The organism is Treponema denticola (assembly GCF_024400535.1).
GTDB classification, from domain to species: Bacteria; Spirochaetota; Spirochaetia; order Treponematales; family Treponemataceae; genus Treponema_B; species Treponema_B denticola_C.
This window is the reverse complement of sequence record NZ_CP038800.1, coordinates 1,340,707-1,355,790: the sequence shown is the minus strand read 5'-3', so window position 1 is coordinate 1,355,790 and position 15,084 is coordinate 1,340,707. Positions and strand designations below refer to the sequence as shown.

The window sequence follows — 15,084 nt, the reverse complement described above, 5'->3', positions numbered from 1 at the left end:
GGAAAAACTTCTTCTAATGTTAATGCCTATATAGGTACTGAAAATATTCCATATCTGTTGAGAGGACTTTTTCAGTTTCGGGCAAGGAATTTTTATAAATTTCCATGCTTTTCCAAAAGCTGTAGAATTCGGGGGACTTACCGTAACTTTCGGCATAGATTGCAACAGCCTTTGCATCGGCATCTCCCTTTATCCTTTCTGCCTCGGCATAAGCTTGCGACAAGATAGTCCTTTTTTCGTTTTCCAATTCGCCTAAGATTTTAAGCTTTTCACCGTCGCCTGTAGACCTAAAGGTTCCGGCAATCTGATTCCTTTCTTTTATCATGCGGCTGAATACGGAATTTTCAAGCTCATCCGAATACTTAATTCCTTTAAAAATTAGGTCAACCACTTCCAAGCCGAATTCACCGAGCTGGCTATTGGCCTTTGCGAGAATTTCATCAGCCAGAGTTTCCCTGCCCTTTTTTATCACAGGAAAGTTTACTTTTTCCGTTTTTAAGGAACCGAGGTCAACTTCGGCATTTTCAAGGTTAAACTCTTCCGTGGTTTTACTTTCATTTATAATATTTGAGCTTCGTACAACATCGGCAAGACTGTTTACCGAAATAATATCTCTAACCGATGAATCTACAATATCCGAAAGGCGGGAATAAGCACTATCATAAGTTGTAAGGGATTCGTAAAACTTTTTTACGTCAACTATACGCCATCGGCTGGTAGTATCTACTCTAAGATATTGTTTTTCTAGGGTAAGAATCTTTTGAGGATCGCCGTCCAACCGCAAGAGTTTTGCCGTGTATTTGTTTACCGTATGAATCAAGGGCATTTTAAAATGAAGCCCAGCCTCTTTTTCCGTTTTTACTACAGCTCCGAATTTCGTTATAATGGCAACATTGCCTTCATTTAAAATATAAAACGGCTTTAGGAAAAAAAACAAAATAATGAGTATAACCACAAAGAAAAACAATCCGAAACCTTTTTTATCTTTTTTTGCTTTTTCAGGTTTTATCTTATTTTTGGAAGAAAGATTTTCAAATTTTACATCTTCAGTGTTTCCGTTTTCGGTATTTTCATAGTTTTCCATAAAATCAATTTCCTCCCTTATTTAATTCTTTTAAAGGTAAAAGGTTTTTTAAGTTTTTGTCTATTAGGGTAATATTTTCATTATTTTTAAAAATAGAATCAAGAGTTTCAAGGTAGAGCCTTCTCCTCGTAATATCGGGAGCCTTTACATATTCCGAATAAACGGCGTTAAAACGGGCAACATCTCCGTTTGCCTTGTTTATTCTTTCGGAAGCATAGCCCCTCGCTTCTTCAATCATTTTTTGAGCCTCACCCTTTGCCTTAGGAATCTCTTTATTGTAGGCTTCCTTTCCCTCGTTTATGAGCCTATTCATATCCTGAATCGCTATATTGACATCCTCAAAGGCAGCTTGAACTTCATGAGGCGGAACAATGTTTTGCAATTGTACCGATGAAACGGAAATTCCAATGCCGATCTGCTTATATTTTTCGTTCATTTTTTCTTGTGCTAAAACTGCAATGCTGTCACGATCCAAGCTGATTATGTCCATTATAGCTCTGTCCCCTACCAAGCTGTTTACAACGGATTTTGAAATATCTCTGACGGTTTTATTTCTTTGATCTTCTTCAACATTAAAAAGCCAAGCCTTAGGGTCCACTATTTTATACTGAATAACCCATTCAACATTTATGATGTTTAGGTCCCCAGTAAGCATTGAAGATTCACTTAAAATGGAATTTTGGTACTCGCTTCTTTCACTCGATCTTGCAGTGCGAAAGCCGAATTCTTCCTTTTGAACGGTTTTAACCGGAACCTTATAAACCTGATCTACAAAGGGAATTACAAAGTTAAGCCCAGGTGAAAGGGTATTTGCATATTTACCGAAACGGGTAACAACTCCGTTATCCGTTGTAGGGATAACCTTTATTCCCGAAAAAGCTATAAGAGCAATTACGACAAGTATTATTACCGTACGTAAAGCTCCTAACATCTTTGAAGGATCAACCTTTTTTTGCTTCATTTTTTCCTCCATGAAGAATTTATTTTTTTAACATTTCTTCTAAAAACCTTAAATTTTAGAAGAAGCATTCAAGACCTCAGCCCTTTCTTTTTCAAGCTCGGCCAGTTTCAGTTCAAGTTTTGCCTGTTTTTCACGCTTGCAATAAGGGCACTCAAAATGCTCGCCCTCAAGATAGCCGTGAACAGGACATATCGAAAATGTAGGCGAAACCGAAAAATAGGGAATACGGTAATTGTTTGCAACAGCCTTAACCAAATCCCTGCAAGATTCCCAATCCTTGATAGATTCACCCAAGAATATGTGAAAAACCGTACCTCCCGTATACTTACGCTGTAAACTTTCTTGATGATCCAAGGCTTCAAAAACATCGGTAGTATAGGCAACGGGAAGCTGGCTTGAGTTGGTGTAATAAGGCTCGGCATCTCCCGAACTTATTATATCGGGGAACTGATTTTTATCGTGGCGAGCCAGTCTGTAAGAAGTACTTTCAGCCGGAGTTGCTTCAAGATTGAATAAGCTGCCGGTTTCTTCTTGGAAGTCGGCAAGGCGGTTTCTCATATAGGTTAATACCTTTTCGGCAAAAGCCTTTCCCCTAGGGCTTACAATATCCTCGCCTAAAAAGTTTAGGCAGGACTCGTTCATACCGCAAATTCCTATAGTCGAAAAGTGATTGTTTAAATGATGTAAATACCTCTTTGTATACGGGAAAAGGCCGCCCTCCAAGAGCTTTTCGATTACCTTCCGCTTTATCTCAAGGCTTTGCTTTGCGATGTCCATGAGGTAGTCCAAGCGGTCAAAGTAGTCCTTTTCGGTTTTTGACAGGTACCCGATTTGAGGCATGTTTATCGTAACTACCCCTATGGAACCCGTAAACTCATCGGAGCCGAAAAGGCCTCCTCCTCTTTTACGCAATTCCCTTTTATCGAGTTGAAGACGGCAGCACATGGAACGCACATCCCCGGGATTTAGGTCGGAATTTATAAAGTTTTGAAAATAGGGTGTACCGTATCGGGCAGTCATCTCAAAAAGCAGTTTTGCATTCGGACTTGACCAGTCAAAATCGGAGGTTATATTGTAAGTGGGAATTGGATATTGGAAACCGCGTCCTGCGGCATCTCCTTCAAGCATAAGCTCAATAAAGAGCTTATTTATCATATCCATTTCTTTTTGACAGTCGCCGTATGTAAAATCCTGTGTTTCTCCGCCGACAACAGCCTTTTGGTTTGCAAGGTCGGGCGGACATACCCAGTCCAAGGTTATATTCGTAAAGGGAGCCTGAGAGCCCCAGCGGCTGGGAGTGTTTACACCGTAAACGAAGCTTTGAAGGCACTGTTTTACGTTGGCTTCACTCATATTATCTTTTTTTACAAAGGGAGCCAAATATGTGTCAAAGGAGCTGAAGGCTTGAGCTCCGGCCCACTCGTTCTGCATAATGCCTAAAAAGTTGACTATCTGCTGAATAAGGGTCGACAAATGCTTAGGCGGCTTTGAGGTAATCTTATCAGGAACCCCGCCCAAACCTTCGTGGATAAGCTGCCTAAGGGACCAGCCTGCACAGTAGCCTGAAAACATTGAAAGGTCATGAATATGAAAGGCTGCCGTTATATGGGCTTCGGCAATAGCCGGTGTATAAATATTTTTAAGCCAATAATTTGCCGTAATAGTACCGGAGTTATGAAGAATAAGACCGCCTAAAGAAAAGTTTACGTTGGCATTTTCTTTTACGCGCCAGTCGGATTGGCTTAAATAGCCGTCCATGGTGCTGTTTATATTCAGCATGAGGCTTTCTGCATCCCGTACGGCCTCCCTCTTTGCCCTGTACAGGATATAGGCCTTTGCAAGACGGGCTTCCTGCTGTTCAATTAAAACAAGCTCTACAACATCCTGAATCTCTTCTATTGCCGGAATAGAATGGGCATAACGGGATGCCATAATATTTTTAAGCTTTTCTTCGACCTTATCGGTTAAAAACACAGCCTTTTCATCGTTGGGACTGCCTTCAACTGCGGTTATAGCCTTATTAATAGCTTTTTCTATTTTTTTACGATTATACGCCTCAATTTCTCCTGAGCGCTTTACTACCGAGCGCAAGATTTCAGGCTTTGCCTTCTCCATTGTCCCTAAAAAGGACTTCCATTCAGGAAAAACCGTTTGATTTGTACTTTTTTCCTCCATAACTTTTAATACCTCCCAATTTATTTACATTATTTAGTTATTTTTCGAACCTTCTTTACCTCACTAACAAATTCATCTAAGTTGCTGAATTGCTTATAAACGGAGGCAAAGCGAATATATGCTACCTTATCTACGGAATATAAATGAGATAAAACCATTTCGCCTAAAACAGTAGTTTCTATTTCTTTGTTAAGGCCTGAATTTAAAATAGCCTGATCTTCAATTTCACTTACTATATTTTCAATTATATTTGATGAAACAGGCCTCTTTTCAAGGGCTCTTTCAATACCTTTTTCAAGCTTTTTACGGTCAAAGGGTTCCCTGCGGCCGTCCTTTTTGATAACCATAAAGGGTTTTTCTTCAATATGCTCATAGCTTGTAAAGCGGTATCCGCAGGCAAGACATTCCCTTCTTCTGCGTATACAGTCCCCTTGAGCCAGAGTTCTTGATTCCATAACCTTATCATCGCAGCTTCCGCAATGCGGACATCTCATATTTTATTTACAGGATGCCTAAAAGCCGGCATCCTTCCCTCCCAAAAATAGCGTATCTAATTATACACTACAGAATAACACACTATATATAGCGTGTCAAGCCGATATTTGATTATTTTTCACTTTATAAATTATTTTTCGCCTAAAAGCTGCTTTATCTCGAAAATTTCCGAGGACATGGCAGAGCGCTGCATAGATTGATACTTTTTCGGAACCATCTCCTTGCTTGTACATTCAATTGCTGCAACAAGGTTTTGCAGCTCTATCTCATAAGGATAAGAAGGCGGAATAAAGTCAGCTATAGTTTCTTCCAAGTCCTTTTGTATAACCATTGCCCTGCCTTCTACAGTGGCATTCATCTTAGCACGCACTAAAATAGCTTCTATATCCGCACCGGATACATCGAATTTAATCTTTTTTATTATCGAATTTAAATTTACATCATGGAGCTTGATGCGGAGCTTTCTTTGAAGGGTTTCAAAAAGGTCGAGCCTTTCGGCATCGGTTTCGGGGTAAAAAAGAGCCAGATGTTCTTCGGCCCTGCCCTGTCTTTTTAAGTCGACGGGAATCAGGTCGGGGCGGCAGGTAATCAAAAACCAGATTATCTTTCCCCTATAAGCCGTATTTCCCATAAAATTTGCTATTTGAGCAAAAACCCGTCCCGAAGTACCGGATATATCGTTAGCGGTGCGGTTTCCGAGCACAACATCGGCCTCATCTATCATCACAGCCACAGGCGACATAGCCCTCAAAATATTCAGCACTTTTTCAAGATTCGATTCGGTTGCTCCCTGCCATTGGGAGCGGAAATTGCGTAAACGCACCATAGGAATACCTATTTCGCCCGCAAAGGCCGACACTATAAATGTTTTCCCTGTGCCTATAGGCCCGGAAATAAGATAGCCCATAGGAAGAACATCGGTTCGGGCAGCCTTTAAAGCCTTTGCCGCAATTTTAAAGCGTTTTTTTACAAAGTCATGACCTGAAACAAGGGATAGGTCATAATCCGTATCTATAAATTCCAAGAGGCCTCCGGCCTCATTTTCGATAATTTCCCTTTTTTTGGTTGCCAAATAATCCAAACTTATAGGCTTGTCGTCCTGATAAGACTCTCCTACAAGCTGGTAGAGATTTAATAGGTTTAAACCGGAGGTTAAAGCGCCCATTCTTTCAGGACTCAAGCCCCGCTCGGCTAAAAGGATTTCCTCGGTACGTCTTAAATGTTCTAAAAAATTAACCCTTACGGCTGCATCAGGCAGGGGAATACGCACCTTTATTGTAGAAGGAGAAGCTGTAAGGCGGGGATTTAGGTCTGTCAGGTTTTCGGTAAGCATTATTATCGAGATATCTTCCCGAGTAAAAGAAGGCTCATGGGACCATCTGTTTAGGGTAACAAGACAGTACCTATCGGTTTCATCCAAATTTCCGATCTCATCGGCAGGAATTATGGTTTCGGCATAATCTACGATAAGAACAATCCTCAAATTCTTGCCGAAATTTAGAACAAAATACCTTTCAAGGTAAGAAAAAGCCTCCTCAGGATCGCGGGATAAAAAGTTTTCGGGAGGTACATCAGGATAAGTCGTATGCATTGTCTCAAGATAAGCTCTTTCCATATCGGAAGTACAAAAAGAAATACCGCCCGACTTATCGTAGTACACTATTATATCCTGATTTCCAAATAAAACTTCGGAAATATAGTCCCTTATTTTTACAAATAAAAAATTATGTCCGTATTCGGTTATTTGATGGGGTAAAAAATCCCTTATATTTCCATGTACAAAGTAAAGGTTTGCCGTTTTTGAGCAATATTTTCTGGAAAGCTCCTGAGCCCATTCCGGCAAAATATCTATATAGGCACTATTTTCTTTAATCAGCTGTTTTCCCGCTGCCATAATCCCTCCCGCCTTATAATCACCATACAACAAAAAAAATAAAATTTCAAGAAGAAAATAATTTCATTTTTTTTATATTTTGATTGTTGTTTTCTATTTTTTGTGATATACTTTATATAAGTAAAACTGTGATAACAGGAGGCGGTATGAAAAAAATATCAACAATTCTTATATATTTAGTTATTGGAGCAATTCTTTTTGCTCAATCAGCAGAAAAGGTGGATGAGATTTTGCAGGCTAAAACTTTGACAATAGGACAGGCTTGTTACCTTGTAGGAACAGCAACCAGCGAGGTTAATGATACCGATTCTTATCAGGCTGCTTTCGATAAATTTAAGGACCTTAAAATGTTTGAAAATAAAAAACATGATGAGCCGATAAGGTTTGATGAATTTTCTAACTTGGCTTTGCAGTATTCTTCTATAAAGCATGGCTTATGGTATGGGATTGCAAAAAATCCGCACTACGCTTTTAGACAGCTTAAAACAATGAAGCTGATTCCCCATAAAACGGTTCCGTCTTCACATATTACGCCGTTTACCGCAATTAATCTATTGGCCAAAATAATGCCTAAGGAGGATAGATAATGAAAAAAGTAAAGTTATTTATATCTTTGTTTTTAGCTATTGCATTAAACATTTCAGCCTTTGAAGGAGGCGGAGTTTTTAAAACAGGACTCGGATTTGACCTTAGCAAAGACAAAATAAATTTATCTCATTTCGATAGCCTATCTCTTTGGGCTAAACAAAATATTGATAAAGAAGGAAATTATAATTTTGCTATTCAGTCTTCATATTTGTTTAATTTAAAAAAAACTATAAAACCTGATGGAAAACTGGATTTAGATCATATTCTTAATTTGGATATGCTCAAATTCTCGTTCCTATTTCCCATAGGTAATGACAGTTTGACCATTGATGCCGGCAGGTACAATATTTCTGATATAACAGCTGTAATTTTAAATCAAAACATCGATGGTGTATATATAGCATACAAAAAAACTAATTTTTCAACATATTTTAACTTAGGATATACGGGGCTCTTAAACGCCTATATAAATCCCACCAATGTTGCGGGCATAATGTCAATATCAAAATCAAAGGAACAAACAAAAATTTACAATCTTGCACCGTCTTTTGTCCATATATCCGCTTTGTTTCATATTCCTTTTCAATCATTGCGTCATGCAATTGACATTGATTTAAACTCGTTCATTGCAACACAAAATCCAAAGGCAACGAACAATTATGTCTCCATATCGGTAAACGGACCTATAGTGAAAAATCTTTTTTATCTTACCTCAGCGTCGGCTTCAATCATAACAAGGAATAACAAAAAAGATCCTCAAATAGGTTTTTTTCTATCGGGAGAAATTAACTACTATTTTGAAAAGTATAGTTCAAAAGTAGGCTTAAAAACTCAATGGTTTTCAGGAGGAGAACTGGCATTTAAATCTTTTACACTTTCAAATGCTTCAAAAGTGGGATTTATTGAAAATAGTGATTTATTAAAAATCGGATTAAATGGGAGCATCAAGCCTATAACCGATCTATTCTTAAATTCGGAATTCAATATTATAACTCATGGATCGCCTCAAGCCAAGGGAAATGACTTTCTGAAAGGGTTTGAATGGGCAACATCGGTAAATTACGCAATACTGCAAGATATAGCAGTAAGCGGTGACCTAGGTATGTTCATAACAAAAAATGGAAATGTTAATGCCCGATTTGGTTTAAAGGGTATAATTTCCTTCTAAGATTTTTATAGGAGATATGATAAACAGCTCGGCAGGAATTCTGCCTCACTGTTTATCTGACGAGTTTTGTGCTTTGCACAAAACATCGCATTATTATATGTGTGTGCTTTCCGGCACACACTTGAAAACACTTTTTTCGCAAATTGATATTTGCTATAAAAAGTTTTTATAGGAGGTATGATAAAATAGTAAACAAACAAACGGTAATGTGATAAACTGAACTAAAAAGAAGTTCAGTGGAAACCAGGCAATAGTTCGTCATGTTTAGTGGAGGCAATGACCTCCGAATGGGAGAATGAAGAGCTTTTGCCGCATCATACAGTAGTCGTTAAAGACTGAATGGGAGATTGGAATATATTACCGAAAAGACTTTCCGCTGAAACACAAAGGGAGGGAGGTCGAAATGACATTTTTTATTGGTGTGGATTTGCACAAAACACAGTTTACAGTTCATGTAAGAACGGAAGAAAGGTCTGAAACCCTAAATCAGATAAGACAATATAAAACTGATGACAAAGGTTATGCCGACTTTATGACAAGAATAAAAGCTTACAAAGAAATCGGAGCTGTTGTAAAAATTGGAGTTGAATCAACAGGGAACACCCGTTTTTTCAAACACGAGGTAGAAAAGGCAGGAGCAGAAGTTACAGTCATAAATACTTTGAGGTTCAAGGTTATAACCGAATCTGCTAAAAAAACGGATAAGCATGATGCTTGTACAATTTCAGAGTTTCTATCAAAAGACATGCTGCCTGAAAGCTATCTTTGCAGTAAAGAAACGGAGAATATCAGACGTCTTTTAAAGTCGAGAGAAAGATTGGTTCGCTCTATAGTGGGACAAAAGAATGAAGTGCATGCTCTTTTGGTAAGCATGGGGCTAAAAGATGAAAGCCGGAGCCTGCAAAGTAAAAAAGGACGCCAGAAAGTTCTGGACGTCCTTGAGTCGAATAACGACAACGTGCTCGAGGCACAATCAGTACAACTGATGTTTGAAATTATAAGGCAAATGGAAGAAAGTGTCAAGATAATAGAAAAACAACTTACAGAATTGACAAAGGATGATCAAATGGTAAATCGTCTTTTGAGTATACGAGGTTGTGGAAAGATAACGGCATGGACCATAAGAGCCTATACTGAGGATATGGGAAGGTTTGCAAGTGCAAAAAAATATGCAGCCTTTGCGGACTTGTTCCATGGGTGTCTGATTCTAATGAAAGTATTAGGCATGGAAAATTACGAAGCGAGGCCCGCAGGAATTAAGAGTGAGCTTTGTACAATTGGTAATGGGTATAAGACGTTGCAAAGATACTGCCTGTTGGCGTTTAATGCAGCGTTATGAATATATGAAAACACATAAGGGCAGCGGAAAGTCAATCATAGCCGCTGCGAGGAAGTTGGCAGAGATTGTATGGGCAATGCTCAGCAATAAAGAAGATTTTGACTGTGAAAAGATGAAAGGAACATACAACCGTATGAATCTTGCAGTTTAATTTTTATCTGCCATCTATTTTAATTTTTTTTAAGAAAGTCGATTTTGTTTGTTGACTTTTTATGGGAGAAAAAGATGAAAAAGGTATTTTTTATTATTAGTTTGGTTTGCTTTATTTTAACTCCGCTTTTAGCGATTAGCGGGGAGGTTGTTGTAGTCAAGGGAAAGGCTGAAATAAAGCAAGGCGGAAAATGGATTCCTGCAAAGGCAGGAAACAAAATAACATCGGGACTTACGATTTCAACAGGATTTAAATCCGAACTGACTTTAAAGATTGACGGTTCCGTTATTACGGTTAAACCTATGACAAGACTTACAATTGAAGAAATTGCCGAAAAGAATGAAACCGTTTCTTCAGAAGTCTATTTAAATGTAGGTTCAGTAAAAGCCGATGTAAAACCGGCGTCAACAAAAAAGGTTGAGTTTAAGGTAAAAACACCTGTTGCAACGGCTTCTGTCCGAGGAACATCCGGCGAGATCGGCTCTGACGGCCTTTTAATCGGAACAAGCGGATCATGGTCCTATGTCAATAACGATGGAATTGAAACAAGGGTAAATATCGGAGACTCCGTTATTATAAGCGATACAGGTATGGTAACCCCAGCTCAAAACATTAAAGCCAATGAGGTTTTATCGGAGTCTGTAAAAACTCTGGCTGAAGCGGAAGCTAACTTTCAAACGCTTACTAACCAATCCCTCAGCATTGAAGAAGCAATGAATATAGCAGCTTCAGTTTCTGCAATCTCTTTGAGTATAGGTTGGGAAGACTAAACTTATACCGCCCTTTGAAGTATTTTTTATAAAAGCTTCAAAGGGTGTTCTTTTATCTAAAGGAATTTGACCGTTTATTGTTACTTTTTCACCGTAATCGGCTTGTAACATTTCAACCGAAAATTCATCAAGACCGCGTTTTAAATTTTTCCACTCGGAATAAGAACATTCAAATTGAAAAGGCTCTTTTTTGATAAGCTCTTCGGTTACAGCCTCGGTTAATACAAGTTTTGCAGAATCAGAATAAGCTTTTACCAAACCGCCCGTTCCCAAAAGGGTGCCGCCGAACCAGCGTGTAATTGTAAGCATTATGTTTGTGATTCCTGAACCCTTGAGCACTGCAAGAGCCGGTCTGCCTGCTGTTCCCGAAGGTTCACCGTCATCGGAACAGCCTAAGACTTCTCCGTTTTCGCCCGCAACAAAGGCATGGACTACATGACGGGCATCTTCATATTTCTCCTTTTGGCTTTTTAAAAGATCTCTAGCTTCAGCTGCCGAATTTATAGGAAAAATTTCGGCTAAAAATCTTGAGTTTTTTACGTTGAGCTCACTTGAAGCATATTGCATTAAAACTTTCATTTTAAAAGATTCTCTCTTCGTTTTAATTTTCTATCAGCATAAAACATAGAAATTAGACCGGCCGTAAAGGGGAGTATCGCAAAAGTCAAGCAATCAAAAAAAGAGTCTGCCGTCATCAGAGGAAAAAGGGCAAAAATTCGAATAATAAAAAATATCAAGTTATAAAAACCATTTAAAAAGTAAGAAAAAATAAAGCCGGTAAATGGGAATAAAAGAGAAATAAAAATTGCCCCTAGGCCTAAGATTAAAAAGGCAGATATCAGGGGACTTACAATAACAGAGGCAATTATACCTACGGGTACCAGAACTCCTATTTTGCTTATTACAATTGGAGCGGTAAAGGTTTGAGCTCTTATTGAGGCCGAAAAACTTCCCAATATTTTAGGAGGTATTTTTCCGTTTAAGATATCATGTACTGCACTTCCAAAAAGTAGTATACCGGCCAAGGCTCCGTAAGAAAGCATAAAGCCGAGACTTAGGGCATCATCAGGCTTTACGGCAATATGAAAAATAAGCATCGTACATAAAACAGAAATCATCTGAGGCTGAAGACCCAAAGACTTTCCTATAATAATTAAAATCATCATGCCGAGAGCACGGTTTAAAGATGGCGCCGCTCCTGCAAACCAAACAAAAAGTATAATCGAAATGAGAGAAAACTTTATCGCGAGGCTTTTTTTTCCGAATATTGTTCCCATTTGAACCGCAGTTAAGCTTACCAAAGAAACATGCATACCGGAAAGAGCCAAGACATGAGCAAGTCCTGCATTTTTAAAGGCTTCCGAAACAGGAAAAATCAAAAAATCCCTGTTTGCAGAAAGGAGGGCTAAAAGCAAGGCACCTGCACTCCCCCACCCTGACAATAATCTCATCAGATAAAACCGCAACAAAGCCCTGAATCTTAAAACGGCCGATCTCCAGCCTAAAAATTCGGGAACGAATTTGTCTCCAAAAAAGGCCAAGGGGCTCACACCGTTTTTCTTTTCTCCGAAACGGCCTGAAGCTTCAAATATTACACCCTTAGAAAAATTATGTAAAGCTTCTTTTCTTGAACCGGCCTTATAGACGACCTTGTAGGTCGAAATACCAAAAGCATTATTTTGCAATATCATGTCAGAAGGAAAAAATATTTTTATATTCCCCTTTGCTGAGAATTTAGCTCCGTTTTTATAAGATAAGGATATAAGTTTAGCATTTGCAGCATAGTATTTATCACCTGCAGGATAGGCTTCTCCCGTAAGCTCAGCTTGAAGGCTTTCAACATTATTTACTTCTGCAAGAGTCAATGGGGCGGCATATATAAAAATAAGGCGTAAGACAGCAATAGATCCTATAACAAAACCAGCAAAAATAAGCTTAACCTTATTTTTTAAGAAAAAAAAGGTCAAAAAAAGTACAAAAGAAAATAAAATAAAAAAAATTAAGATAATGCGCAATAGAAACCCGTCAAAATACGGCTCAATAAAGCAAAAAAAATAAAATGTTAAAACTGCAGCTAGTGCAGATACGACAATCGGTTTTAAAACAAAAAGATTGTGAAAATTTTTTAATTTTTTCTCATTTACCACTTTAACTCCTCTATGGCATCTCGAGAAGCTTGTTTAACCGTTTCAGAATAGTTTAAATATTCAATATACAATAGATAGTCAAATGCGGTTTTATCTCCAAGCTTTCTCAAAGCCGTAATTACACTGAGCACTAAGGGCTCATCGTATTGCTTTGTTTTTTCGGTTTCCGAATTTAACACACCTAAAAATATTGACAAATTTTGAGAACATTCGATTGTACCCAAATTTCCCATACAATCGATTATCGAAATAAGCAGCTCATTTCCCCTATCAGCTGATTTGCGTAAACTTTGAGCATAATAGAAAAATTTATTTACTTGCGGCGATGCCTTACTCCATTTTAATTCAGATAAAACGGGCAAGGTTTCGGCAATCAAATTTTCCGCATCTTGAAAATCATAGCCTTTTAGATTTTTAAGGCCGTAATCAATTACAAGCTCAGTAATTTTACCCAACTCGGCACTTTCAATACGCTTATTCTCTTTTGCCAATAAATACAGTGTCCATATATATTGTATATTTTTTTGACCTGTTTTGGCTAAAATTTCATCAAAATAATTAAAAGAAATATTATTTAATGCTGTTTTGACGGTATTTTTTAAATTAGTGCTTACAGGATAAAACAGGGTATTAAATAAAACATTAAACGAAGACGGATCGGCAAAATTGCCTAAAACCTCAGCATAAACGGTCAAGATATTTATATTAAATGTCTTACCTGAAACGAGACCGGATAATCCGTCTTCATAAAGAGAGTTTAAATAATCGATAAAGACAGAATCATTTTTGACAAGCTTACTTAAACTTCTTAAACACGCAATTTGAAAATCCTCATTTTCAACTGTAGAAAACAAATAACGTATATTTGGAGCCGATTTCAGCTCACCTAATTCTCCAAGCTTGCTGACTGCAATTATTCCTATATTCAGCAAGCGGGTATCGTTTTTTAATATTGAATAAGAATTTTTTATATATTCAACGGCATCTTTATATAGCGGAATTAAGCCTTCATCATCGGATTCCAGAGTTGAGCGTAAAATAACAAGCTTTACATCAATTCCTGCGCTAATAAAATCTCTGCGAAGACTTAAAAGCTGATCCTGGCTTACCGCAACGGCAGAAAAAGAACATAGTAGACAAATTATAATTAAAAATATTTTTTTCATATAGAACCTTCACCTTCTGCAAAATCATATAATCCAAATGGAACTTGAGCTGCACTCTCCTCTAAAGCAGAGTCTTTGCCGTTTTTTTCTTTATCATCCTTTGAAGCTGTATCGTCTAAAAGATGATTTATAAACCCATTATTATCGCCGGTAGCAATATTATATATATATGAAAGTATGGTATTTTTCATTTTTTGATCTAAGAATTCACATTTAAAATGTACCCGAGATTTATTAAGGGGCTGATCATAAATAAAGCGTACTATTTTTCCGCACATGACAATCTCAACATTCTTAAGCTGAAACTGAAGTTTCATTCTTATACCTTTTGCAGCTTTTCCGCGCACATAGAACATTGCTCCGGTTTCAGATAAGTCCTTTATATTAGTTTTTACCCCTCCTTCAGTTTCATAATTGGAATTATAAGGATCTCCTGCATGAAGAGGAAACATTAAACCTTGAAGATCACAGGAGGCTCTTACGGATTTTCGTTTTTGGGTACGGACTATTTTTTTTGAGTGTTTAATATAGATTTCCGTATGGTCTCCGATTTTTTTAGCTTTAACGGATTCCGAAGTAAAAATATATCCTGCGTCATTTTGTTTCCAAAAGTAAACTCTTACAGCCTTTCCCTGCCAATTTATCTTCTCTGCACGCTGTGCAGAAGCATCAAAAAGAGCAAAAACCAAGTAATCTTTTGTGTTAGCCATAATTTTAGCATATACAGTTGTTTCACCGGCAACAAATATAATACAAATCTGTCCGACATAAATTTCATGAGTGGACTCTAAACTTCGTTTTTTTTGAACTTCTTCCAATTCTATTTTTGTGCGATAATCATAAAGTTTATTAAGCAAAACCTGCATTTTTTCAGAGATAGCGGAATCCATAGGATTTTCAACTTGACGGGCGATAAAACGGATACATTCATCCAAGGCTGCTACCGACCAAAAAAGACGCGTTTTATCTTCAAGCCTTACATAGTTCGCAGTACGCCACAATAAAAAAAGATTAGAAAATAAAAAGCCCTTATCCTTACCTTCAACAAAAAACCTCAAAAAATCCAAGGCCTTTCTGCCCGGGAAAGTAAAGGAGAACGCTATCAGTGAAAGAAACAAAACTGCACAAATAATTATAATATACATA

At 37.7% G+C, this 15,084-nt stretch carries 14 protein-coding genes; 5 read left to right on the top strand and 9 right to left on the bottom strand.

The features are described from left to right. Positions 1 to 19: 19 nt before the first annotated feature. From hflC to E4N78_RS06320, 5 genes are all read right to left on the bottom strand, one after another. Positions 20 to 1,084: a protease modulator HflC gene (gene hflC, locus E4N78_RS06340; RefSeq protein ID WP_255812196.1), complete on the bottom strand. Its 1,065-nt coding sequence runs from the start codon at positions 1,082 to 1,084 to the stop codon at positions 20 to 22. A gap of 4 nt (positions 1,085 to 1,088) precedes the next feature. After that, on the bottom strand, positions 1,089 to 2,045 hold the full coding sequence (gene hflK, locus E4N78_RS06335; RefSeq protein ID WP_255812194.1) for an FtsH protease activity modulator HflK: 957 nt from the start codon (positions 2,043 to 2,045) through the stop codon (positions 1,089 to 1,091). A gap of 48 nt (positions 2,046 to 2,093) precedes the next feature. Next, positions 2,094 to 4,220, bottom strand: a complete 2,127-nt coding sequence (locus E4N78_RS06330) for a ribonucleoside triphosphate reductase (protein WP_255812192.1) — start codon at positions 4,218 to 4,220, stop codon at positions 2,094 to 2,096. A gap of 29 nt (positions 4,221 to 4,249) precedes the next feature. Continuing rightward, complete coding sequence (gene nrdR, locus E4N78_RS06325) at positions 4,250 to 4,714, bottom strand: transcriptional regulator NrdR (protein WP_255812191.1); 465 nt, start codon at positions 4,712 to 4,714, stop codon at positions 4,250 to 4,252. A gap of 131 nt (positions 4,715 to 4,845) precedes the next feature. Further along, positions 4,846 to 6,609 carry an ATP-binding protein gene (locus E4N78_RS06320; protein WP_255812190.1) on the bottom strand — a complete coding sequence of 588 codons (1,764 nt, stop codon included), beginning with the start codon at positions 6,607 to 6,609 and terminating at the stop codon, positions 4,846 to 4,848. Between the two features lie 146 nt (positions 6,610 to 6,755). On the opposite strand from E4N78_RS06320, the gene E4N78_RS06315 reads away from it, so the two are divergent. From E4N78_RS06315 to E4N78_RS06295, 5 genes are all read left to right on the top strand, one after another. Then, complete coding sequence (locus E4N78_RS06315; RefSeq protein ID WP_255812189.1) at positions 6,756 to 7,196, top strand: hypothetical protein; 441 nt, start codon at positions 6,756 to 6,758, stop codon at positions 7,194 to 7,196. Further along, a complete protein-coding gene (locus tag E4N78_RS06310; protein WP_255812188.1) occupies positions 7,196 to 8,365 on the top strand; it encodes a hypothetical protein in 1,170 nt (389 codons plus the stop codon). The genes E4N78_RS06315 and E4N78_RS06310 overlap by 1 nt, the downstream gene beginning before the upstream one ends. A gap of 403 nt (positions 8,366 to 8,768) precedes the next feature. Continuing rightward, positions 8,769 to 9,704 (top strand): IS110 family RNA-guided transposase, encoded by a 936-nt coding sequence (locus E4N78_RS06305; protein WP_255812187.1) that lies wholly within the window; start codon positions 8,769 to 8,771, stop codon positions 9,702 to 9,704. A 4-nt stretch (positions 9,705 to 9,708) separates the two neighbouring features. Next, positions 9,709 to 9,855 carry a hypothetical protein gene (locus E4N78_RS06300; protein ID WP_255812186.1) on the top strand — a complete coding sequence of 49 codons (147 nt, stop codon included), beginning with the start codon at positions 9,709 to 9,711 and terminating at the stop codon, positions 9,853 to 9,855. A gap of 74 nt (positions 9,856 to 9,929) precedes the next feature. Beyond that, on the top strand, positions 9,930 to 10,625 hold the full coding sequence (locus tag E4N78_RS06295) for a FecR family protein (RefSeq protein ID WP_255812185.1): 696 nt from the start codon (positions 9,930 to 9,932) through the stop codon (positions 10,623 to 10,625). Here the strand turns inward: E4N78_RS06295 and E4N78_RS06290 are convergent. From E4N78_RS06290 to E4N78_RS06275, 4 genes are read right to left on the bottom strand one after another with little or no spacing between them, the layout of a single operon-like run. Continuing rightward, the gene (locus E4N78_RS06290; RefSeq protein ID WP_255812183.1) at positions 10,584 to 11,204 is read right to left on the bottom strand and encodes an IMPACT family protein; all 621 of its coding nucleotides are present in this window, start codon (positions 11,202 to 11,204) and stop codon (positions 10,584 to 10,586) included. The two genes, E4N78_RS06295 and E4N78_RS06290, sit on opposite strands and share 42 nt — an antisense overlap. After that, complete coding sequence (locus E4N78_RS06285) at positions 11,201 to 12,772, bottom strand: ComEC/Rec2 family competence protein (protein ID WP_255812182.1); 1,572 nt, start codon at positions 12,770 to 12,772, stop codon at positions 11,201 to 11,203. The genes E4N78_RS06290 and E4N78_RS06285 overlap by 4 nt, the downstream gene beginning before the upstream one ends. Then, positions 12,766 to 13,938, bottom strand: coding sequence for a hypothetical protein (locus tag E4N78_RS06280; RefSeq protein WP_255812181.1), 1,173 nt, complete (start codon positions 13,936 to 13,938; stop codon positions 12,766 to 12,768). The genes E4N78_RS06285 and E4N78_RS06280 overlap by 7 nt, the downstream gene beginning before the upstream one ends. Further along, positions 13,935 to 15,083: a PilZ domain-containing protein gene (locus tag E4N78_RS06275; RefSeq protein ID WP_255812180.1), complete on the bottom strand. Its 1,149-nt coding sequence runs from the start codon at positions 15,081 to 15,083 to the stop codon at positions 13,935 to 13,937. Before E4N78_RS06275 ends, E4N78_RS06280 begins: the two co-directional genes overlap by 4 nt. Position 15,084: the final 1 nt, after the last annotated feature.